We start from the raw sequence: 21,494 nt of genomic DNA, 5'->3' as shown, positions 1-21,494 counted from the left end.
CGCCCTGCCTTCACGCAATCGGCACTCCTTCGTGTGCACGGCCGATCAGGAGGGGGCTCCGGCGGTCAGGACCGCTGCTCGGGCAGGCTCCACCGGCAATCGCCAAGGCCGGGTCACCATCACCTCGGGCGCCCGTCGTCCGGCGGCCGCCTGTGCGCGATCGCGGCCAGGCGGGCGATTTCCTCGTCGTACCGCGCGGTGCCGGGCTCGCTCAGGTCCACCGGCCGGCGGATCGCGGCGAACCGGGGGAGGCCGACCTGCTCGGCCCGCTCGATCTGCGCCGGTACGAACCGGAAGTCGCCCTCGTACGCGCGCTCGAGGATCGCCGCGTACTCGTCCCTGATCCGCGGTTCGGCCATCGCCCCGCGGCCGAACAGCAGCACACCCAACGCCGCGCCCGTCAGCGCCCGCTCGGTCTCCAGCAGCGGGAGCAGCCCCGGCTCGACCCAGCGCACCAGGAACACCGACGTGTCCGCCGCGCGCAGCCCCTCCGCGAGCCGCCGCGCCGCATCGGCCTCCGCGTCCGCGTACGACACGAACACGTCGTACGTGTCCTGCCCGGCGGGCCGATGGTCCGCCGGTTGCGCCACGGGATCGTCGGTGCGGCGACGACGGATCACGTGCCGCACCCCGAGGTAGCCGAAGTACGTGGATGCCACCGTGGCGATCAGGCCGACGAGCGCGACAGCCAGGTTGATCCGGTCCATGACCATGACCGGCAGTCTAGGGCAATTGACCGCAAATAAGGGTCGGTTGATGTTCTGTGAGCGGTCGGTGGTCGCCCCTCCCCGGTGAGCACCGGGCGCGCCTCGTCCTCTCTCGTGGGGCACCGCACGGTGGCGCATTTACGCCCGGGCGGCTTCACGCCACGTTCATCCCTTCGGCGCCGAATACGCGGTTCACAGGAGCCAGGAAGGACGGCAGCCCGGTCCGGCAGGAGTCCTACGTCGACGCCCGCGTAGGCGGTATCGCCCTCTCCTACAACAACATCGACGCTGCCGACGCCTTCGTCAACGCCGCCAGGTCGGACGCCTGGACGCAGTTGATGCCCGCACTGCACGGACCCCGGGCACTGGAAGACCAGCGACTACTCTGCTGCGTGGTGCCCGGCCTGGACTTCGCCCGGCGCTTCGACCGGGCCCCGGACGAACTGCCGCAGGTCATCAGGGCCATAGCCGCCCAGATGCGCTGGAGCGGCCGGCACTTCATGCCGCACGCCGGCGGCGCGAGCGACCACCCGAGCTTCGAGGACCGCGACTGGTTCTACGCTTCCACCATGCCCGACATGACCGAGTGGACGTCGCACCATCACCAGGGCCATGTCGCGAACGGAGTCCGGCACGCCATCCGGGTCCCCGTCGGCCTGACCCTGGCCGGCGCCCACCGGCCGGGACTCCACGACTTCCGGCTGATGCGCACGGACGGCGATGTGTACGGCATCCAGGAGCTGCGCGGCCATCGCTATCGGCCGGGTTTTGCAGGGCGTCTACCAGGCGTATGCGAACCGGTCGGAGCGGACCGGACCGGACCCGCCCTCGTCGTCTCGGACTTCGGTAACACCTGGTACCAGCAGCGCTACGTGCCCGCCGCGGCCGTGCTGTGACCCGCGCCCCCGCACCGACTCCACTCCCGCCCGTGCACCGACCCCAGGAAGGTCCCCCTATGTCCCCCGACCGTTCTGTCCTCCATCTCGGCCTGCGTCGCTCCCCCCTGGAATGGCGGCCCGAGATCGACGCCGCGGCGGAGCTGGGCCACGCCGTGTACGTCCACTCCGACACCGGCCTCGGCCACACCGGGCTGCCCGACGACCGGATCGCCGCCTTCACCCGGGCGGAGCCCGTGGAGGACGTGGCGGCCCGGGCCCTTCGGCAGGCACGGGACGGCGGGCACGAGCCCGCGGCGGTGCTGTGCTGGGGCGACCGGTACGTGGACGGCGCCGCCAAGGTGGCCGAGGCGCTCGGCCTGCGCGGGCCCTCGGTCGCCGCGGCCGCCGTGTGCCTCGACAAGGCCGCGCAGCGCCGGGCGCTCGAACCGCACGGTCTCAACCCCCGCTGGCGCAGCGGGACCACGGCCGACGAGCTGAAGGCCGCGGTGGGGGAGCTGGGCCTTCCCCTGATCTTCAAGCTCGCCCACTCCTCGGGGGGCCGCGGTTCCGCCGTGATCGACGCGCACACGGAGCCGGACGAGCTGATGAAGCTGACGTCCCTCAACTACGAGGAATCCGACGCCTTCCTGGTCGAGGAACTCGTCGACGGCAGCGAGCACTCGGTCTCCGGGCTCGTGCACCGGGACGAAGTGGTGATCCTCGCCGTGTCCGACAAGTACCTGGCGCCCGGGGAACTCCGTACGACCACCACGATCGTCCCCTCCGCGCTCACCCCGGAGCAGCTCGCCCGGGTGCACGAGGCGGCCGAGTGCGCGGTGCGCGCCGTGGGCATCGAGACCGGCGGCTTCCACGTGGATCTGCGCTACTCGTCCGAGGGCCCCGTCGTCCTGGAGATCGGCGCACGGCTCGGCGGCGACCTGATCAACTCCCATCTCGTGCCGCTCGCCACCAACGGCGCGGCACAGCCGTACCGCTCGCTCGTCGAGACCCTCGTGGACGGTGAACTGCCGCGCCCCGCGCCCTTCGTGACCACCGCGGCGATGCACCTGCTGCCGGTCCCCGCCGACAGCGACCTTCCAGCGCTGCTGTCCCGCCTCGCGGACCACCCGGCCGTACGGATCGCCGCCGAGTGGCCTTCCCCCGAGGGCGAGGTCGTGGTGGTGGTGACGGCAGTGGACCCGGACACGATCCCCGCGATCCTCGACGAACTCGGGCAGCGGACGGGACGGTAGGGCCATGTGCCGGACCCCGTGAACTCCCCGAATTCGCTGGGCTTCCCGGTCGTCGGCGTCCTGGCCTGCCGCACGGTGGTTGCCGATGCCCGCAGCAGTGGGCGACCGCTGCTGTCCCGCACCCGGTGAAGTCCTGGGCCGGGACAGCAGCGCTTGGGACCTACTTGGTGAGCGGCGCCAACTTCGGGTCGTTGGCGTAGGCCTCGACCGCGTTCTCCTTGGTCACGATGACCGGCGGGAGGAGGTACGCCGGGACGACCTTGGTGCCGTTGTTGTACGACTTGGCGTCGTTGATCTTCGGCTTGTCGCCCTTCTGCAGGGACTTGACCATGTTGACGGTCTCGGCGACGAGCTTGCGGGTGTCCTTGTTGATGGTCGAGTACTGCTCGCCGGCCATGATGGACTTCACCGACTCGACCTCGGAGTCCTGGCCGGTGACGACCGGGACCGGCTTGCCGGCGCTCTTCACCGAGGTGATGACCGCGCGGGCGAGGGTGTCGTTCGGAGACAGGACTCCGTCGAGTTTCGTGCCGCCGTTGTACGTCGAGGTCAGCAGCCCGTCCATCCGTTGCTGGGCGATCTCCGCCTTCCAGCCCTGGATCGCGGTCTGCTTGATGTTCTTCTGACCCGATCCGACAACGATGTCACCCTTGTCGATGAGAGGCTTGAGCACCTCCATCGCACCGTCGAAGAAGACCTTGGAGTTGTTGTCGTCCGGCGAGCCGGAGAACAACTCGATCGTCCAGGGGCCCTTCGGCTTCTTCGCCTTCATGCCGTTGAGGAGGGCCTGCCCCTGCAACTGGCCGACCTTGAAGTTGTCGAACGCGATGTAGTAGTCGACATCGGGCGTGTTGGTGATGAGCCGGTCGTAGGCGATGACGGTCGCGCCCGCCTGCTTTGCCTGCGCCACCTGGGTGGAGAGCTGCGAGGCGTCGGTCGCGCCGATGACGATCACCTTCGCGCCCTTGGTGACCATGGAGGAGATCTGCGCCTGCTGGTCCGCGACGGTGGTCGAGGCGCCGGCGTACTGCACGTCGGCCTTGAAGCCCGCCTCCTTGAGGCCGTCGGTGAACAGATCACCGGCGAGCACCCAGTTCTCCGAGGTCTTCGCGGGCAGCGCGACCCCCACGAGAGAGTCCTTCGCGAAACCCTTGGCGTCGCTGCTGCCCGAGTCGGAGCCCTCGCGTTCGTTGGAGCACGCCGTGCCCAGGGTGAGCAGGGCGACGGCGCCGACCGCGGCGATGCCTCTGATGATGCTTGTGCGCATGGTGGGATGAGCCCTTCTTACGGTGGTGCGGGGTGAGTTGGACGCCGTGGAATGCGGCGCCATGGGTGCAGACCTCCGTTCAGCCTGCGACCTGAGCCTTGTCGGGATCGGAGGCCGGCTTCGGCGGATCGACCGGCGTGGCCGCCTCGTCTCGTTGGAACGGGCGCATCAGCGTTCCGATGATCGAGAAGCGCCCCTGCTTCTTGCTGTAGACGTCGAACGCGACGGCGAGAAGGAGGACCAGGCCCTTGATCATCTGGACCATGTCGGAGCCGACGCCCTCCAGCTGCAAACCGTTGTTGAGCAGGGCCATGACGAGACCACCGACGATGGAGCCGCTGATGGTTCCGAGGCCGCCGGAGACCGCCGCGCCGCCGATGAAGACGGCCGCGATGGCGTCGAGCTCCCAGCTCAGACCGTCCTGCGGGCCGGAAGCGGCGGAGCGCGCGACGAAGATCATGCCGGCCAGTGCGGCGAGGACGGACATGTTCATCATGACGAGGAAGTTCACCTGCCTGAGCTTCACCCCGGACAGCTCGGCCGCGCGGGCGTTGCCCCCGACGGCGTAGATGTGCCGACCGCCGATGGTGTTGCGCGTGTAATACGAGTACGCGAGGACCAGGACGATCAGGATGATGCCGGAGATGGGCAGGCTGGTACCGATGCGGCCGCCGGCGAAGCGCAGCGTCGCGAAGACGATGACGGTCAGCATCACGGCCAGCCGTATCCCCGTCACCCACAACGGCGCGGCGTCGGCGTTCATCTCGCGCCGGGTCTGCCGTGCCTTCCACTCCCGCCACACCACACCCAGGCAGGCGGCGAGGCCGAGCAACAGGGTCAGGTTGTTGTATCCGGTGTCCGGCCCCACCTCCGGCAGGAAGCCGGCGCCGATGTCACGGAAGCCGGTGGGGACCGGCACGGTGTCGGCGTTGCCTATGTACTGGTTGCCGCCGCGGAACAACAGCATCCCCGCCAGGGTGACGATGAAGGCCGGCACCCCTACGTAGGCGACCCAGAAGCCCTGCCAGGCGCCGATCGCCGCGCCGACGAGCAGGCCGAGCACGATGCCCAGGGGCCACGGGATCGAGTACTCCTGCATCGCCTTGGCGACCACGATGCCGGTGAACGCCGCGACCGAGCCCACCGAGAGATCGATGTGGCCGGCGACGATCACCATCAGCATGCCGATGGAGAGGATCAGGATGTAGGAGTACTGGCTGACCACGGCGATGAGGTTGCCGGAGGTCAGTGTCAGACCTCCGGTCCAGATCTGGAACAGCAGGACGATCGCCACGAGCGTGGAAATCATGCCGAACTGGCGGGCGTTGGAGGTCGTACCTCCGAAGAGGTTCTTCTGCAGCTCTGTGATGCGGCTCATGGGGTCGCTGTCTTCGTGAGGGAGGTCATCTTCTTCATAAGGAGTTCCGGGTTCGCGTCGGGGCGCGTCACCTCACCGGTGATGGCGCCTTCGAACACGGTGTAGATGCGGTCGCACAGTCCGATGAGCTCGGGCAGCTCCGAGGAGATGACGATGACGCCCTTGCCCTGGCCGACCAGCCGCTGGATGATCCCGTAGATCTCGTACTTGGCGCCCACATCGATACCGCGTGTCGGCTCGTCGAGGATCAGCAGGTCAGGATCGGTGAACATCCACTTCGCGAGGACCACCTTCTGCTGATTGCCGCCGGAAAGCTTCACGACGCCTTCGTCGACGCCAGGGGTCTTGATCCTGAGGTTCTGGCGGTATTCCTCGGCGATCCGGTGCTCACGCACCGGATCGATGACCCGGCGCCGAGCGATCTTCGACAGCTTGGCGGCGACCATCGAGGTCTTGATGTCGTCCAGCAGATTGAGGCCGATCGACTTGCGATCCTCGCTGACGTAGGCGAGACCGTGCTGAATGGCGTCCGCCACCGACTTCAGGTGGATCTCCCTGCCGTCCTTGAAGACCTGGCCGGAGAGGTAGTGGCCGTAGGAGCGGCCGAACAGGCTCATCGCGAGTTCGGTGCGCCCGGCGCCCATGAGTCCGGCGAAGCCGACGATCTCACCGCGCCGGACAGTGAAGTGGGAGCCCTTGCACACGAGCCGTTCCTCCGAACTCGGGTGCCTCACCGTCCAGTCGCGGACCTCGAAGAACACCTTGCCGATGTCGGGCTTGTGATCGGGGAACCGGCTGCTGAGCTCGCGGCCGACCATGCCGCGGACGATGCGGTCCTCGTTGACACCGTCGCCCTTGACGTCGAGGCTCTCGATCGTCCGGCCGTCCCGCAGGATCGTGATGGTGTCGGCGACGGCCTCGATCTCGTTGAGCTTGTGGGAGATCATGATCGAGGTGATCCCCCGCTCCCGGAAGCCGCGCAGCAGGTCCAGCAGATGCTGCGAGTCGGTCTCGTTCAGGGCCGCGGTCGGCTCGTCGAGGATGAGCAGCTTCACGTCCTTGGCGAATGCCTTGGCTATCTCGACGAGTTGTTGCTTGCCGACGCCGATGTCCTTGATCAACGTGTCCGGGTCCTCCTGGAGCCCGACTCGTTCCATCAGCTCCAGCGCCCGGCGCTGCGCGGTCTTCCAGTCGATTGCGCCGCGCCTGCGTGGCTCGTTGCCGAGAAAGATGTTCTCGGTGATCGACATGCCTGGGACCAGCGCCAGTTCCTGGTGGATGATGACGATGCCGGCCTGCTCACTGGCCCGGATGTCGTGGAAGCGGACCTCGTTACCCCGGTAGACGATGTCGCCCGTGTAACTCCCGTGCGGGTGCACGCCGCTCAGCACTTTCATGAGGGTGGACTTGCCGGCGCCGTTCTCGCCGCAGATCGCGTGGATCTCCCCCTCCTTCACCATCAGGTTGACGTCCGCGAGTGCCCTCACGCCCGGGAACGTCTTGGTGATCGACCGCATCTCCAGCAGGATCGGGGGGCGGATCATGAGCGGAGCCCCACACCGCGAAGGCCGCGACGATCACACGGGGTCGAGCGTTGCGGAATGCGACATTTCGTGGACATCAACTTGCCTCCGATGGCACTGCCTTGTGCCTCCATGCCCTGCGTGTTACGTCTGCGGGACCGGACTTTAAATCCATTTGTTTTACTAAGTCAACGCCCCGCGGCAGCATCGTCGTTGAGCTGGAACAGAGAGGATCTCGCGCGTGCGGCAAGCAGGAACAAACCTTCCCAAGGTCGGGCGATACAACCGGGCAGTGGTTCTCGACCAGATCCAGCTCGCCGACGGAGTCAGCCGTGTTGAGATCGCCCAGCAGACCGGGCTCACCCCGCAGACGGTCTCCGGCATCGTGCGCCGACTGCTGGACGAGGGGATCGTGCGGGAGGACGGAGCCAGCCGGGTCGCCAGTGGCGGCAAACCCCGCACCACCCTGCGGATCAACGCGGATGCGGGCAGCGCCGTCGGGCTCGTGTTCGACCCGGTCGAACTCACCTGCTCCGTGGTCGACCTGCTGGGGCGGCCGCTCGTCGTCAAACGGCGTCCCACACCTCCCGGCACCGACCCGTCGCACGTCGTGTCGGCCATGGCCGAGCTGGTTGCCGATGTGCTCGACGAAGCGAAGGTGTCACGCAACAAGGTGCTGGGGCTGGGACTTGCCACGCCGGGACCGATCGACCAGAAGCTCGGCGTGATCGTCGCACCGCCTCAACTCGCCCACTGGACGCGAGTGCCCCTGCAAAGCATGCTGAGCGAGGTCACCCACCTGCCGGTGACGCTGGACAACGACGCCACCGCCGCCGCCATCGGCGAGCGCTGGTCCGGCGTCGGCAAAGGGGTCGCGAACTTCGCCTACGTGTTCTTCGGCACCGGCATCGGAGGGGGTCTGATCCTCAACCACCAGGTGTACAGAGGCGGTTCGTTCAACGCGGGCGAGTTCGGCCACTCCTCCGTGCTGCCGGACGGGCCGGAGTGCTACTGCGGCAATCGGGGCTGCCTGGAGAGGCTGGTCAACCCGTCCGCGATCGTCGCCGAGGTGCACCGACGACTCGCCGCCCGGCAAGGCGACAACAGTGTGCTGTCGCAATCATTCGACATGGATCCGGCCTCCGTCGACCATGCCGCGATCCAGCTCGCGGCGGGAGCCGGTGACCCCGTCGCGACGGCGGTCATCGACGAGGCCGCAGCACATGTCGCCTCGGTCGCGGTCAGCATCGCCAACTTCATCGACGTGGACCTCATCATCCTGGGCGGTCACGGCATTCAGCACGTGGAGTCGCGATACGTGGACGTCGTCGCCTCGGCGCTGGCCGCCAGACCGCTGGCCCGTCACATCCGCGTGGTAGAGGTCGCGGCCTCCCCACTCGGCGTGGACGCCGCCGTCGTGGGCAGCGCCGCACTGGTTCTGCACGCGACCTACTCCCCACAGCTGTCGGCACTTCTGTCGGACTGACCGGGCACGAGCGCCGACCGGCGTCCGGGCCAGGAGCTGTCGAAGACGCTGTTCGCGCGGGTGTGCCGTCCGGTGGTCGTGCCCGGGACGGCCGGTGCCTGGTATCGGCGGTGGCCTCTGGTGGCCGTGGGCGGCACGACCCTGGACCTGGCGGACACTGCGGCCGACGACGGCTTCCTCCTGTGCAGGCCAAGCACCCCGCGGTCGCCGCCGCCCAGGCCGCCGTCGATGCCCCGCGGGGGCGTCCGCGGCCAGCAGGTCCCAGAGATACAGGGCAGCGGGCTCCAGACCGCCCCTGCTGATCGAGTAGCTGGTATGGCTCCCAGGGATCGCGCGTCTCCAGTAGGCACCCTGCATCGGGCAGGACCAAGCGTTCCAAGTCTCGCTCTGAGTCCATGAGTTGACCCATGGACGGAAGCCAGCAGAAGGTGCCTCTGAGCTGCACAAATGCCGAAGTTGGTTCAGTCAACAGCTCGGCATCACGGGCTGGACGCCGGCCGGGCCTGGTCGTGGTCGGTGTCGCGGCCGCCGACGACGCGACACCGAGCATCCGGCCGTGGCCCTGAAGGAGATCGGCGTCCGGTCGACCTGGCGGAAGACCGGCACTGCCCGCCGTATCCATGACGCCCTCCTCGCCACACACGACGCGCGCCGGGGAGAGCCCCCAGACCCTCTCGTAACCGGTCTGCACCGCCGATCCCAACGACAGACCGAAGACAGCAAGGGTGGCAACGCCGAACGCGGTTGTGGTCCGTGCTGCCTGGCCGGGCCGGGTGAACAGCTGCCTGATTTGCTCCCGGGAAGTCGTCGACACGCTGATCCCGTCCCCCAGCCACTGCGCGAACCCCCGCCCGTGCGTCGGATCAGCCGCGGAGACAACGATCAGCAGTGGCACCAGCGTGAGGAACCCGAGCGCCGCGAAGCCCAGGGAACGCGACCCCAGCTCCAGCTCCCGGCCCCGTCTCCATCCGCCCCCCGACCGGCGAATGCCGGATCACCTGGCGCAGCCGTCCGAACAGAGAGGAACGGCCTGCGGCATCGGAAGGCTTCGTCGGCATGCCTCGGCTACACGTTCGACGACGTCACCGCAGTCTCACGGGCTGTCAGAAGTCACGGTGCGCAGTCCGGGGGGAGAGGACCGCCGCCGCTGCCGTGAGGCGCAGCGCCTCCAGCGTGTCGATCTGGCCCCGCGCCCGGTCCAGCAGATCTTGCAGCTGAGATTCATCCAGACGGGGCTCCCCCGCGGCCACGACGAGCAGCGTGCGCCAGATCAGGGTCTTCCCCTCGACTCCCAGCCGCAGGGTCTCAAGCTCGATCAACGTGCTCAGCCCGGAGCGCCGGTACAGGACGCCGTTTGGCTTCAGGCGCCCCAACCTCTCGGCCGCCCAGCCCCCGTAGACCTTGTAGCGGCGTGCGGGGACGCCGAGCGCGTCCATGATTTCGAGCAGGATCTGCCGGTCCTGGGCGATCTCGTCGGAGATGCGCTGCAGGTCGGCGCTGCGCGCCGAGTGGCGGTGCTGGTGAGCGATGCGCTGTGCGAGCCCGATGCCGAAGGTGGCACCGGCCAAGTGGTCATTCAGGTAGATCCCGAGCTTGTCGCGATGCATGCTGGGCCTCGTTCTCGCTTGTCCTCGGCGATTTCCTCGACGGTGCGACCGCGCACACAAGCGGGCTGGGAACATCGGCGTCGGATTTCCCCCGCACCACGACAGCAAACCGCGAGAGAACGGAGCCGACGTGGCGAAATGCCGGGAACGGACCCGAACGGCTCAGGGGCCCAGGCGCTGGAGTGCTGCATCGGAATTCTCGGCGCCGGCCCGGCAGTACCTGTTCCGAGTCCGCGCAGCAGCTGCGGCAGACGCTGCTGGGACCATCGCGCCCTCAGCGACGGCCGCGCTGTCCGCACGCCACCCCTACCGCGCTCGGCATCACGGGCCGCGCGACGGAGGCGCCGTGCGGCGCGGTGCTGCTGGTGCACCACCGTCGGCCGCCGCCCCCTGTGGTGCATCGCCGACCGCGTGGCTGACCCCGGAATCCGGGCCCTCACCCACGCCTGTTCCGCCGGACGGCACCGCCGTCGCCGTCCAAGCAGCGCAGTACAGCAGCAGCCTGGCCATCAAGTTGATCCACAGCACGACGGCGACCGGCACGGCGAAGGCGCCGTACATGCTCTTCCCGGCGACGCCCTGCAGATAGCTGGTCAGTAGCAGCTTCAGCAGTTCGAAGCCGACCGCGCCGATCAGGCCGGCGATCACGACCGCACGTCGGCCGGGATGCACCTGCGGCAGCCGGGTGAGCAGGTAGACCAGCAGCAGGAAGTCGACGAGCAGGGCGATGGCCAGGCCGGCGAAGAACAGCAGCGTCCGTCCCGCCCCGCCCTCGATCCCGACCTTGTCGGCGGCCCAGCCGACCGCACTGTTCGCGAACACCGAACTGCCCATCCCGACCACCCCGACCACGCCGAGACCGACCAGCACACCGGTGTCCTTCAGCTTGAGCAGGATCGGATTTCCCGGGTCCTGCTCCTTCTCCCAGACCGCGCGCAGGCACCCGCGCAGGGCGCCGACCCAGTTGATGCCGATCACGAGCAGCAGCGCGCCCGCAATGAGTCCGACGGATCCGGCGTGCGCGACGAGGCTGTTCAGGTTCAACAGGCCGGAAAGGCCCGGCGCCTGGCCGGTAATCTTGTCCTGGAGCCTGCTGAGCTGGTCCTTGCTCAGCAGGCTGGCGCCGATCGCCGCGCCCACGGTGATCAGCGGGAAGAGCGCGACGAAACTGGTGAAGGTGATGGCGGCGGCGAGCCGGGCCCAGTGGACCTTGGCCAGCCGCTCGAACGCCCGCCACACGTGCGTACGCATCAGCTGTGCGATCCCAGGAAGCCTTCTCAGCCATTCCATGAAGAGCACCCACTCTCAGCGTACCCACGGCGGGAAAAGAGGCATCCGGCGGCGAAACCCCACCGCCCGCCGTGACGAGGTCGGAGCCCTGTGCGTGCGCCCGCAGGGCTGCCGCTGGTCGGGGCCGTATGAGCGGTGAGCGCCGAAGATCTTGCGAGAGGCGGCTTTCAGTACATTATTTCCCTACTAGGGCGATTATGGCGATTTATGAAATCCTGGATTGTGGCACACCCGGGGGACGGCATCCGCGGCGATGGCCCTTGTTCGCCCCACATCTGGCTGCCGGTGTGGGGTGTCAATGAGTGGAGGATGCGATGTGGACAATCGTCATCATCGTGGCTGCTGTGGTCGTCCTGGCCGTGGTCTCGCTGGTCCTGCGGACCACGATCCGGCGTCGGCAGCTGCGGGAGCGTTTCGGGCCGGAATACGAGCGCACGGTCGAGGCGAAGCACAGCCGTGGCGCGGCCGACCGCGATCTGAGGGCGAGGGCCGGGACTGGACCAGCGTGCAGGAACACTTCGTCGACAGTCCCGACCAGGCCGTGGGCGAGGCGGACCGGCTCGTGACCACGCTCATGAGCGAGTGTGGCTACCCGACCGAGAATTACGAGCAACAGAAGCGGGACCTGTCGGTCGAACACTCCCGAACGCTGGAGCACTACCGCATCGCCCATGAGATCAACGGGCGCGCCGGAGGCAGGGACACCTCGACGGAAGAACTGCGGAGCGCGATGGTTCACTACCGGGCGTTGTTCGAGGAACTGCTGCACGACGGCGACACCGCTTCGTCGGACAAGGAACGCCGATAAGTGCCCAGCAGCCGGGAGCGTGCCACCACCCCATGGAGGTGAGGGATATGCAGAGGGAAGGATCATTCGGGCGAGACGAGTATGCCGAGCCCGGCCAAGAGGGTCTGCACCGAGGACATCGCCCGGCCTCGGACAGATGCACCGCAACAGCCCCTGGACGATGACCTGACGGCAGTCCCCGCAGCCGACCGGGCTGCGCCTAGGGCCTGTCCGGCGGATCAGGTCGGAGGGAAGCGGCGGTGCCTTGTCGGCGCAGGTGAGCGGGGTGTGGTGCGTCGAGCTGCAAGGCGGAGGAGGGCGTCGACGCGATGGGGGTCCCCCCTGTTCGAGCGAAGCCGAGAACTTGGGGGAGTCGGCAACCGACGACAACGCCGCAGATCGGCGTGCCGGACCCCGCGTCTCCGGCATGATCCGCCGGACAGGCCCTAGGACCAGAATCACGGACGAGGCCGGAGGGGAGCCGAACGCCACAGTCGGCGGACACGACGCGTCCGCGCGGGAGCCCGATACCGCCCCGCTTCTCGGTCCCCAGGAGACAGAGGGCCTCCGTACCAGGTCGCAGGAGATCCAGCAGGGATTCGTCGATGAACCGCGGCAGTCGGTGCTTGCGGCAGACGCGCTCGTCGCCAAGGTGATGCAGCTGCTCGCCACCGCATTCGCCGACCACAAGCAGGGGCTGGAAGGCCAACGGCACCGCGGCGAAGAGGTCGCCACCGAGGACCTGCGCCTGGCCCTGCGCCAATACCGGTCCTTCTTCGGCCGCCTGCTCAGCACCTGACCACCCGCCCGCCCTTTGCCGCCCATCCGGCCGGCCCAGCCGCGCGCCCGAAGCCACCCCGGAAGCCGACGACACGGCGCCGGAGATACCCCCGGCGGATCAACTGCGTGCGCAGGTAGCCCAGTTCGTGATCCTGCCCTCCTGTGCGGCAGATGCCGGTCACGGGCCATCGCCAGAGTGGGTCCGGGAGACGCCCAGGATCAGGGCGAGCAGGGAGCCGAGCGCGGAGACCAGGGTCCGGCATATGTAGCCACCACCGGCTCAGTGAGGCGAGCCAGCGGCTATCCCGTGAAGTTCTGCTCTCCGCATGCGGTTGCTGGAGTCACCGCCCAGACTGAGAAGAAGCGGAGTGATGAGCGCGGCCACCGGCTGCTGCTCCATTCGGATCCTCCGCCTGCGAGGTGCGGGGCCCTTGTGCGGGCGTCACGCGCCAGCCGGAGCGTCTGCTCGGCAGCCCTTTGAAGGGAAATCTGATGGCTGATGTACCCAAGATCGCTCTTGCCGCCGCGGTTCTCGGCGGCTATGTCCTGGGCCGGACGAAGAAGGGACGGGTCGCGTTCGGGGCGGCGACCTACCTCGCCGGCCGTCGGTTTGGGCTGGAACCACAACAGCTGCTGACGGAGGGGGTCAAGAGGTTGCGCGAGCTTCCCCAGTTCGCCGACCTCAACGAGCAGCTCCGCGGCGAGGCCCTGGATGCAGGGCGCAAAGCGCTGAGCGCGGTCGCCGACCGCAAGCTCGCCGATCTGGCCGACTCCTTGCACCAGCGCACCGAGCGCATAGGCAGCAAGGGCAAGGAGGAGCCGCAGGACGAAGACGAAGAGCCGGAGGACGAGTACGAAGAAGAAGAGGAGCCGGAGGAAGAGGGGGAGGAAGCCGAGGACGAGTACGAAGAGGACGAGGAAGAAGAACCTGAGGAGGAGTTGGAGGAGGAAGAGGAAGAGCCCGAGGAGGAGCAGGAGCCGGAAGAAGAGGAGGAGCCGCAAAAGCCCGCGTCCCGGCGCCGCCGCGCAGTCCGGAAGCCGGACAAGGACCACGATGGGAGTGGTGCCCGGCGCGGTCGCGGTCGTGAGCGTCGTCCCGAGAAGGCCGCTGCTCGCGAGGCACCTGCCAAGAAGTCGGCTCCCGCGAAGAAGACGGCGCCTGCGAAGAAGACATCAGCGGCGAGGAAGTCCACGGCTCCGCCGAAGAAGACCGCGGCGAAGAAGACCGCAGCAAAGAAGACGACGGCAAAGAAGGCAACCCCACGGCGGCGGAGGTAGACCCATGGCCGACACGGCACGCGACACCGGAAGCGAGCAGGGCTCGGGACTTGACCAGCTGCGCGGCGCGTTCAAGAGCTTCGTGGGCGCCCAGGTGGAGAACCTGGCCGACAAGGCCGGCGACAAACTGGGTGACGTCACCAGCGGACTCACGGGCGTGGCGGAGAACGGCGGCGTGCTCCCCAAAGCAGGTCTGCGGATGCTCCAAGGTGATTCACCGTTCAAGGCTCTGATCGGCGAGAAGGCGAAGAGCGTCAAGGACAAAGTGTTCGGCAAGATCAAAGAGAAGTTCGGCGGCGGGGGAGGTGGCAAGGGCCGTGGGTCCGGCACTACCAAGGTCATGAACATCACCGAAGTGCTGGACGTAGGCATACCGATACGCGACGCCTACGACCACTGGACCCAGTACGAGAAGTTCAGCAGCTTCACCAAGGGCGTCCGCAGCGCCTCCAAGGGCAAGGACGCCGACAGCGACTGGAAGGTGAAGGTCGGGCCCTCCACTCGCGGATGGAAGGCCACGACCCAGGAACAGATCCCGGATGAACGCATCGTGTGGACCTCGGAGGGCGCCAAGGGCACCACGCGCGGCTGCGTCAGCTTCCACGAACTGACTCCCACCCTGACGCGCATCGTCCTGGTCGTCGAGTACTACCCTTCCGGCTTCTTCGAGAAGACCGGCAACATCTGGCGCGCTCAGGGGCGGCGCCTGCGGCTGGATTTCAAGCACTTCCAACGCTACGTCACTCTGACCAACAAGGAACCGGAAGGCTGGCGCGGTGAAATCCGCGATGGTGAAGTGGTCCGCACCCACGAAGAAGCCATCGAGGAGGAAGAGGCCGCCGACGAAGAGGAAGACGTCGAGGACGACACCGACGAGGAAGACACAGAGGACGAATACCACGAGGAAGAGGACGAGGAAGGGGAATACGAGGAGGACGAAGACGAAGAAGACGGAGAGGAGGAGGAAGAGGAGCAAGACGAAGGGAAGAACCGGTAATCCCTGGTCCGCGTCACGACGATGCGGGCAGCGTGGTGGAAGTGCCGCGCGACCACTGTCGCGGGTGTCAGGGGCAGGCATTGGCGTTCAGGGCCGTGGCGAACCAGCACCATGCCGCGTACGCCGAATACGGGCAGGTCAGCGACGAACGCGTCAAGCATCGCAACGGCTACCGCCCACGCGAGTGGGACACCCGCGCGGGCACCGTTGAACTGGCCATCCCCAAGCTGCGCCAGGGCAGTTACTTTCCGCACTGGCTCCTCGAACGACGCCGCCGGGCCGAGCAGGCCCTCATCAGCGTGGCCGCCACCGCTTACCTGCTTTTCCGGCTCTGGGCTCGCGGGCCGGTTACCGGGACATGGAGCTGTTCATCGACGGGCTCGGCGACGCCGCCCTTGCCGACCGGCTGCAGATCGCGATGGGCGGGCGGGGCGCCTTCCGGCGCTTCAAGGACGCCCTCGCCCGTGACGAGCGCTCCTGGCGCCGCTACCACACGTTCTGCGATGAGCGACAGCGTGGTCGGGCCCGCGCCTGGCTGGCCGAGGAGGGCTATTGCCCGAGGCTCCCCGTCCAGCGACTCTGACCCGCGCAAGGGGCGGGAAAGCGCCCGTGTACCGCTCCGACGCAGACGGAAAGCCCGCCGAGCCCAAATACAGTGCGAGGCCGAGAGCGTGGCTTCGCGTTGGTCGCAGCCGAACATCGTCTGCGCCTCCCGCGCCTGCCGGAGTCTCAGTTCCGGGTCATGCCATGTCGATTGCCTGCAGTCCGTCCTGCTCTACCGAGAATCGCGACCCAGGCTGCACTGGACGGCTCCTGGATCGCCGGGCTGTTCACAGGGTCCAGCTCACCGCCAGTGACGCCGAGGTCACCGATTGTCAGTCCCGGGTGTCACAGTGTGAAGCACGGTGCACATGGGGGAGGGACATCATGGCCGGCACGACAACAAAACACGTCACGCTCGAAGCGGCACGCAGGGAACTCGGCCTGCGGAGAGACGAGTTCACTCTGGGGATCGAACACGGCGTGATCCGTACGTGCTGGAGTGGGGACGAGCTGTGCGTCAGAGCAGACGAGGTGGCCCGATGGCGCGCGGATCCCGGTGAACTCGCCGAGCTCACCCGCCTGGTGCACGCGACAGAGGCTGCCGGGCTCGCGGGGATCAGCAGGCACCGCTTCGATCAGTTGGCGCGCGCCGGGGCTATCCGCCCGGTCCGGTCGTACACCAACCGCTATCACGCCGAGGTCTGGCAGTACTCGGCCGCTGACGCCCGCCAGTTGCCCGGGCGCCGTCCCGAGCTGCTCGGTGCGCGGTTGCCCGGCCCTTACCTGGCCGAACTGGCCTCCGGCGCCGACCGCCGGGCCGAGGGCCACCGCTCGCGGCTCCGCGCCCAGGCGTTGCTGATGCTGCGTGACCCCTGGACGAAAGCTGCCGCGTGGTCGTACTGGTTGCGTTCCGCGCAGCCGACCGCCGACCGTGGGCAGCTCAGCCAGACAGAAGCCGTCCATCTCGCAAGGCGTGCCGCGGAGGAGAGACTGGCGGAAGTGCTGGGTTCGCACGCGAATCCTGTCACCATCGAGGAGCAGGAAGGGGCTGCTGGGGAGTTTACGGCCGCCCTGCGCAGGGCCCGGCGCAGCCGCCCGGCGCCCGAGCTGGTGGCCCCAGCCGACGCGGCGGCGCGACTCGGTTGCGCTGTGGAGCAGATCCCGGACGAGTACCGCGACTGGGGCGTACCCGTGGATCTGCTCGAGCAGAGCGTGGCTGATGAGCTGGCCACAGTGCCTGCCCCAGCGCGGATCGCGGCGGTGCGTGAACAGCAGGCCGCGCAGCGCCAGAAGGACGAGCGGCAGGCGGCCCGGGAGGCAGAACAGGCCGCGAAGCGGCTGCGAGAGCGGCGCGAACACGCAGCCGCCGCGCGTGCCCGCGCCCATGTCCCGGAACGGACAGTCGACCCCAGGGTTACCTTCCACCTGGGCCCCACCAACTCCGGCAAGACACACGATGCCATCGCCTTGCTGGCCGCCTGCGCCGAGGCTGGGCGGACAGGCGTCTACGCGGCGCCGCTGCGCATGCTTGCCTTCGAGGTCTACGAACGTCTGCGCACCCGGCTCGGTGCGGAGCGGGTTGGTCTGCACACGGGTGAGGAACGCCTCAACCCGGGCGCACCGGTGCTGTGCTGCACGGCCGAGGCGGCGCCCACCGCCGGCGATTTCCTGGTCGTCGACGAAGCGCACTGGCTGGCCGACGAAGACCGCAGCCACGCCTGGACCCGGCTGTTGCTGAGCGGGGCCCACACAGACGTGCACGTCTGCGCCTCACCGGAAGCCGAAGACCTGCTGCGCAAGCTCTTTGCCCCCGGCACGGACATCACGGTGATCCGCCACACCCGGCACGGCACACTGAGCCGGGTGCAGGAGTTCCAGGCTGCGACCCTCCCGTCGGCAAGCGCGGTGGTGGCCTTCTCCCGCAAGGCCGTTCTCGCTCTGCACCGCGAACTGCTCGAGGTGGGCCGGTCGGCGACGGTTCTCTACGGCGCGATGCCGCCTGCGGCCCGCCGCGAGCAGATCCGGCGCCTGTCCGAGGGCGAGGTCGACGTGATCGTCACCACGGACGTGATCGGTCACGGTGTCAACCTTCCGCTGCGTACCGTGGCGTTCGCGGAAACGGGCAAGTACGACGGCACATCCCGCCGGGAGTTGTTCATCTGGGAGGCCGCCCAGATCGCCGGCCGAGCCGGTCGGCGGGGCCATGACGCGGGGGAGGGGCTCGTGGGCGCCTACCGCAGCCGACTGCCCGGCCTCACTGCCGGTGCCCGGATTCTGGACCAAGCCGTGCAGGCAGCCAATGGAGCGCGGTCGGGTGGCCTGCGCGTCACTACGGCTCGGTTGCGCCCCACCTGGACCGATCTCGGACGACCGGAGCCCGGAGAGATTCCGCACGCTCTGGCCGGCTGGACCGCTGCCGCCCGTAAGACCGCCCAGGAGCGCTCATGGCTGCGGCCGATGCCCGTGGCCGAGATACTCGCCAAGCTACAGGTGGCACGCCAGGCCGTCGGGGCACCTCTGGACGTCGACGCTCGCTGGCCGCGCGACGGCCACACCGTCTGGCGTCTGATCACCATGCCCATCGACGCGAACCGCCCGGCCTACCCGGCCGTATGCCGGGCGGTCCTGCATGGCGCGGCCCTGCACCACCTGATCCGCCCGCGCGCACGTATCGAACGAATGGCCTTGCCCCAAGCCGAGGAGTACGCCGCGACCATGCGAGACGTTGGTACTGCCGTCCTGGCCTTCGGCCGTGAATGTGGCGGCCTGAGCGCGGAGGAGGTGGCGGCCTGCGAGCAGGCGGCCGCCGAACGAATCAACCAATTGGTGGCCGCTTCCCGGCCGCTGGCCACGCATGGCAGTTGCGTCTCTTGCGACGAACCGTGCGCCCCCTGGTACACACACTGCGATGCCTGCCGCTCCGCCCGCTATGACGTCGTCCGGCTCGACTGGTGACAGCGGTCCGCCAGGGCCACGGCCTCCAGGCCGGTGCCTGCTATGGAGGGGACCTGCAGCCACTCGTCCCAGGTCTCGGCGATGTCCGCCAGGGCACGTTCCTCGGGCGAAGGCCGGGAGGCGAGGCGTTTGGCGGACTGATCCATCAGGGTACCGTCGTGGCCGTTGCGGCCACTGGTCGTGCAGTTCGTCGAGGCTGCGGGGGCCCCTATGTGTTTGGTCAAGTTCGTGGGTCAGGATGGCGGCATGACGACCTGGTTCCGCGCCTACTACGAGGACGAAGATCTGTGGCTGTATTACGAGGCCGATGAAGAGGGCTGGGCGGCGCGCCAGGTTGAGGTCCGGGGGAAGGACTCGCGGCCGGTGACGGCTGCTTCTTTGGCGGAGGTCCTGCACTTGCGTGATCATGCCGATCTCGCGGCGATGGGCCGCTATGAACGGCAGTACGGCGTTCTCGCCGAGGGCCCACTGGACGGCTGGCAGGACCAGCCCCAGGCAGCCGAGATCTCCGCGGCGGAGTTCGAGCAGTTGTGGGCTGAAGCAAGGCGGATTCTCGGCGATTCAGCCTGACCTGGCGGGCTGAGGTTCGTAGAAGGTGCCGTCGCGGAGCATGGCGAAGAGGACGTCGGCCCGGCGTCGTGCGAGGCATCGCAGAGCCTGGGTGTGGTGCTTTCCCTGGGCGATCTTCTTGTCGTAGTAGGCCCGCGATGCCGGGTCGGCCAGGGCGGCGAAGCCGGAGAGGAAGAAAGCCCGCTTGAGCTGCTTGTTTCCTCTCCGAGAGGGCTGTTCGCCGCGGGATCGACGCGATCGTCTCATCCTCGCCGTCGATCGCCCGCAGGGTGTGAGGCATCGCGCGGGCAGCGTCGGCGATGATGAACGCGTCCTTCGCGTCCGTCTTGGCCTCGCCGGGATAGAGGTCGGCGATCCGCCGCATCGTCAGCCCCGGTAGACAGGCGACGGGCAGCCCATGTCCCTCGCAACCGCCAGAGGCAGAGCACCGATTGAAGCCGGCTGGTCGACCACGACCAGTACCGTTCCGTGCTTGGCCTGGAGTTTCGCGAACAGCTCGCGGAGCTTGGGTTCGGTGTTGGGCAGCCGCTTGTCGAAGACTTTCTTCCCGGACGGGGTGACGGCGGTGGCGTGGTGTTCGCCCTTGCCGACGTCCAGGCCGAGGAAGACGTCGATGTCGCCGGTGTCGATCACGTGCAGGCCCCTCCGCTCACGCTTTCGTCCGGCCTGCCTCGGCACCGAGCTGCCACATCCACGTTACGGAGAGCTCTTCCGGCCTGGGTGAAGCCGGTGCTCAAGCCCCTCATCAGCGGTCCGTCGATGCCTCCGGGCCCGGTGACACCACCCCCCGGATCATCAACAACAAGGGGGGGGAAGTCATACCGGACCCGAAGGCCGGAGGCCCCATTGCGGAGCCACGAAAAAGGTAACTCGGGGGGAGAGAGCTCACCTTCGTAGCCGGTGCTGGAGCCGGGGACGGGAGCCGGGGCAGGGACAGAGGAGGACGGTGATGTGTGGTGCGTGGGCGGGCCCGGGCGACGGCGGAACAGACCTGCGCCTCCGGCCCGTTCGCCGTCGACCAGGGATACCCGCGTTCCGTTGAGACGCAGCCTCGCAGAGTCAGACCTTGACGATGCGGACGCCTGGGCCGCACAGCATAAAGAGGTCCTCGGGGTCCGACGTCAGGACGGTCACAGGGGCGGGTGAGGCGAGTGCGGTGGCGGCGACGATGGCGTCCAGGGCGTACTTGTGGCCGTGCAGGCTGGCTGCGGCGAGCAGCTTGCTCGCGTGGCGGGCGATGGCTTCGGTGGGCGGGACGATATTGACGCGCGAGACGGCGTAGTCGAAGCGGGCCTGGTTGGTCTTGGGGTCGCGGGCTTCGACGAGGGTGACGGAGCTGGTGATGACGCGGATGTCCTCAGCCTCGGCCGCAGCGAGCCATTCAGTGAGCTCGGGTGTGCGGCGTACGAGTTTGGACAGGCCTTCGCAGTCCAGGACGAGGGTGCCGCTCATGCGGCGTCCGCCGAGTCGGCTGCGTCGCCGCGCAGGAGCGCCCGCTTGGCCTCGACCGCTGCCTGATCCACCGGCCCGTGCTCGGTCTCCGCGTCTTCAATGAGTTCGCGCAGCTGGTCCCGTTCGAGTTGGCGCTGGATGAGGGCTTCGACGTAGGCGGACATGCCGCGCTTGCCCGTGCGTGCCTTGAGGGCGGCGATGGTGCCTTCGTGGAGGGAGACGGAGACCGGGCGGACGGGGCCTTCGCCAGGAGCGGGATCGGGGGTGGTGGCCATGGAGCCACATTAACAAAACTCTTGTTATTGGATGGGGTGATTCTGCGGCGTTGCCGCTTGTCTGGAGGCAGGTGGCGGATTGCCCGCGGGGGGTACAAATCCTCTGTGATCATCAAGCGCGACGGTGCGTCCCGCGGGCTGACGCGCGAGGAAATGCTCGCGCTGCCTGCGGCCGTGGACCTGGAGACGGCGAACCGCGCGCTGTCCCTCAGTCGCACCACGGGGTACCACCTCGCCAAGCGTGGCCGGTATCCGTGCACGGTCTTGCGTCTGGGCCACGCCTACCGGGTTGTTACCGCCGACTTGCTCAAGCTGCTCCACATCGACGTACCCGAGCGCACGGGCATCGAAGAGCCGACGGCTGCGACTCCCGAGGCGCAGAATTTCGGCTGCGACGTTAGGTAGAGGAACCGTTCGAGGACGTACTCGACCATGATCTCGTCCGTGGACCGGCTGTTGCGGCGGGCC

At 68.1% G+C, this 21,494-nt stretch carries 20 protein-coding genes and 4 pseudogenes; 13 read left to right on the top strand and 11 right to left on the bottom strand.

Annotated features, from left to right (window positions below; translation table 11 throughout):
• Nucleotides 1–119: 119 nt before the first annotated feature.
• A complete protein-coding gene (locus ACX28W_RS29530) occupies nucleotides 120–713 on the bottom strand; it encodes a TIR domain-containing protein (RefSeq protein ID WP_459002770.1) in 594 nt (197 codons plus the stop codon).
• A gap of 50 nt (nucleotides 714–763) precedes the next feature.
• On the opposite strand from ACX28W_RS29530, the gene ACX28W_RS29525 reads away from it, so the two are divergent.
• The gene (locus ACX28W_RS29525; protein ID WP_459002769.1) at nucleotides 764–1,603 is read left to right on the top strand and encodes a hypothetical protein; all 840 of its coding nucleotides are present in this window, start codon (nucleotides 764–766) and stop codon (nucleotides 1,601–1,603) included.
• Between the two features lie 59 nt (nucleotides 1,604–1,662).
• Nucleotides 1,663–2,838, top strand: a complete 1,176-nt coding sequence (locus ACX28W_RS29520) for an ATP-grasp domain-containing protein (RefSeq protein WP_459002768.1) — start codon at nucleotides 1,663–1,665, stop codon at nucleotides 2,836–2,838.
• A 160-nt stretch (nucleotides 2,839–2,998) separates the two neighbouring features.
• Here ACX28W_RS29520 and ACX28W_RS29515 read toward each other — a convergent pair whose 3' ends face one another.
• The 3 genes from ACX28W_RS29515 to mmsA all read right to left on the bottom strand — a co-directional run bounded on the left by ACX28W_RS29515 (nucleotide 2,999) and on the right by mmsA (nucleotide 7,027).
• The gene (locus ACX28W_RS29515; protein WP_459002767.1) at nucleotides 2,999–4,105 is read right to left on the bottom strand and encodes a substrate-binding domain-containing protein; all 1,107 of its coding nucleotides are present in this window, start codon (nucleotides 4,103–4,105) and stop codon (nucleotides 2,999–3,001) included.
• A gap of 79 nt (nucleotides 4,106–4,184) precedes the next feature.
• The gene (gene mmsB, locus ACX28W_RS29510; protein ID WP_459002765.1) at nucleotides 4,185–5,483 is read right to left on the bottom strand and encodes a multiple monosaccharide ABC transporter permease; all 1,299 of its coding nucleotides are present in this window, start codon (nucleotides 5,481–5,483) and stop codon (nucleotides 4,185–4,187) included.
• Nucleotides 5,480–7,027, bottom strand: coding sequence for a multiple monosaccharide ABC transporter ATP-binding protein (mmsA, locus tag ACX28W_RS29505; protein ID WP_459002763.1), 1,548 nt, complete (start codon nucleotides 7,025–7,027; stop codon nucleotides 5,480–5,482). The genes mmsB and mmsA overlap by 4 nt, the downstream gene beginning before the upstream one ends.
• Before the next feature lie 271 nt (nucleotides 7,028–7,298).
• On the opposite strand from mmsA, the gene ACX28W_RS29500 reads away from it, so the two are divergent.
• Nucleotides 7,299–8,492 (top strand): ROK family transcriptional regulator, encoded by a 1,194-nt coding sequence (locus ACX28W_RS29500; protein WP_459002762.1) that lies wholly within the window; start codon nucleotides 7,299–7,301, stop codon nucleotides 8,490–8,492.
• A gap of 541 nt (nucleotides 8,493–9,033) precedes the next feature.
• A pseudogene (locus tag ACX28W_RS29495) lies at nucleotides 9,034–9,138 on the top strand (GNAT family N-acetyltransferase); the annotation flags it as partial.
• A 457-nt stretch (nucleotides 9,139–9,595) separates the two neighbouring features.
• On the opposite strand, the gene ACX28W_RS29490 reads toward ACX28W_RS29495, so the two are convergent.
• Together ACX28W_RS29490 and ACX28W_RS29485 are read right to left on the bottom strand one after the other, a co-directional pair.
• Nucleotides 9,596–10,099 carry a hypothetical protein gene (locus tag ACX28W_RS29490; protein WP_459002760.1) on the bottom strand — a complete coding sequence of 168 codons (504 nt, stop codon included), beginning with the start codon at nucleotides 10,097–10,099 and terminating at the stop codon, nucleotides 9,596–9,598.
• Between the two features lie 321 nt (nucleotides 10,100–10,420).
• Nucleotides 10,421–11,389, bottom strand: coding sequence for a YihY/virulence factor BrkB family protein (locus ACX28W_RS29485; protein ID WP_459002758.1), 969 nt, complete (start codon nucleotides 11,387–11,389; stop codon nucleotides 10,421–10,423).
• Nucleotides 11,390–11,703: 314 nt separating this feature from the next.
• Between ACX28W_RS29485 and ACX28W_RS29480 the strand changes: the two are divergent.
• The 7 genes and pseudogenes from ACX28W_RS29480 to ACX28W_RS29450 all read left to right on the top strand — a co-directional run bounded on the left by ACX28W_RS29480 (nucleotide 11,704) and on the right by ACX28W_RS29450 (nucleotide 18,729).
• A pseudogene (locus ACX28W_RS29480) lies at nucleotides 11,704–12,197 on the top strand (hypothetical protein).
• Nucleotides 12,198–12,603: 406 nt separating this feature from the next.
• Nucleotides 12,604–12,975: a hypothetical protein gene (locus tag ACX28W_RS29475; RefSeq protein ID WP_459002756.1), complete on the top strand. Its 372-nt coding sequence runs from the start codon at nucleotides 12,604–12,606 to the stop codon at nucleotides 12,973–12,975.
• A 473-nt stretch (nucleotides 12,976–13,448) separates the two neighbouring features.
• Nucleotides 13,449–14,234 carry a histone protein gene (locus ACX28W_RS29470; RefSeq protein WP_459002754.1) on the top strand — a complete coding sequence of 262 codons (786 nt, stop codon included), beginning with the start codon at nucleotides 13,449–13,451 and terminating at the stop codon, nucleotides 14,232–14,234.
• 4 nt (nucleotides 14,235–14,238) lie between these two features.
• Nucleotides 14,239–15,231, top strand: a complete 993-nt coding sequence (locus ACX28W_RS29465) for an SRPBCC family protein (RefSeq protein ID WP_459002752.1) — start codon at nucleotides 14,239–14,241, stop codon at nucleotides 15,229–15,231.
• 128 nt (nucleotides 15,232–15,359) lie between these two features.
• A pseudogene (locus ACX28W_RS29460) lies at nucleotides 15,360–15,554 on the top strand (transposase); the annotation flags it as partial.
• Nucleotides 15,555–15,589: 35 nt separating this feature from the next.
• Nucleotides 15,590–15,814, top strand: a complete 225-nt coding sequence (locus ACX28W_RS29455) for a hypothetical protein (protein WP_459002827.1) — start codon at nucleotides 15,590–15,592, stop codon at nucleotides 15,812–15,814.
• A gap of 344 nt (nucleotides 15,815–16,158) precedes the next feature.
• Nucleotides 16,159–18,729: a DUF6397 family protein gene (locus ACX28W_RS29450; RefSeq protein WP_459002750.1), complete on the top strand. Its 2,571-nt coding sequence runs from the start codon at nucleotides 16,159–16,161 to the stop codon at nucleotides 18,727–18,729.
• Here the strand turns inward: ACX28W_RS29450 and ACX28W_RS29445 are convergent.
• A complete protein-coding gene (locus ACX28W_RS29445) occupies nucleotides 18,702–18,875 on the bottom strand; it encodes a hypothetical protein (protein ID WP_459002748.1) in 174 nt (57 codons plus the stop codon). The genes ACX28W_RS29450 and ACX28W_RS29445 overlap by 28 nt on opposite strands.
• A gap of 100 nt (nucleotides 18,876–18,975) precedes the next feature.
• Here ACX28W_RS29445 and ACX28W_RS29440 point away from each other — a divergent pair, with 100 nt between their 5' ends.
• The gene (locus tag ACX28W_RS29440) at nucleotides 18,976–19,299 is read left to right on the top strand and encodes a hypothetical protein (RefSeq protein WP_459002746.1); all 324 of its coding nucleotides are present in this window, start codon (nucleotides 18,976–18,978) and stop codon (nucleotides 19,297–19,299) included.
• Here ACX28W_RS29440 and ACX28W_RS29435 read toward each other — a convergent pair.
• The 4 genes and pseudogenes from ACX28W_RS29435 to ACX28W_RS29420 form a co-directional block, all read right to left on the bottom strand.
• On the bottom strand, nucleotides 19,291–19,545 hold the full coding sequence (locus ACX28W_RS29435) for a hypothetical protein (protein WP_459002744.1): 255 nt from the start codon (nucleotides 19,543–19,545) through the stop codon (nucleotides 19,291–19,293). The two genes, ACX28W_RS29440 and ACX28W_RS29435, sit on opposite strands and share 9 nt — an antisense overlap.
• A pseudogene (locus ACX28W_RS29430) lies at nucleotides 19,526–19,932 on the bottom strand (IS110 family transposase); the annotation flags it as partial. The pseudogene ACX28W_RS29430 and the gene ACX28W_RS29435, both read right to left, overlap by 20 nt.
• 426 nt (nucleotides 19,933–20,358) lie before the next feature.
• Nucleotides 20,359–20,751, bottom strand: a complete 393-nt coding sequence (locus tag ACX28W_RS29425; RefSeq protein ID WP_459002742.1) for a type II toxin-antitoxin system VapC family toxin — start codon at nucleotides 20,749–20,751, stop codon at nucleotides 20,359–20,361.
• A complete protein-coding gene (locus tag ACX28W_RS29420) occupies nucleotides 20,748–21,026 on the bottom strand; it encodes a hypothetical protein (protein ID WP_459002740.1) in 279 nt (92 codons plus the stop codon). The genes ACX28W_RS29425 and ACX28W_RS29420 overlap by 4 nt, the downstream gene beginning before the upstream one ends.
• Nucleotides 21,027–21,179: 153 nt before the next feature.
• Between ACX28W_RS29420 and ACX28W_RS29415 the strand changes: the two genes are divergently transcribed.
• Nucleotides 21,180–21,431 (top strand): integrase, encoded by a 252-nt coding sequence (locus tag ACX28W_RS29415; RefSeq protein WP_459002822.1) that lies wholly within the window; start codon nucleotides 21,180–21,182, stop codon nucleotides 21,429–21,431.
• Nucleotides 21,432–21,494 lie beyond the last annotated feature (63 nt).

This window comes from Streptomyces sp. SD15 (assembly GCF_054462255.1).
This window is presented reverse-complemented; position numbering and strand designations above follow the sequence as displayed.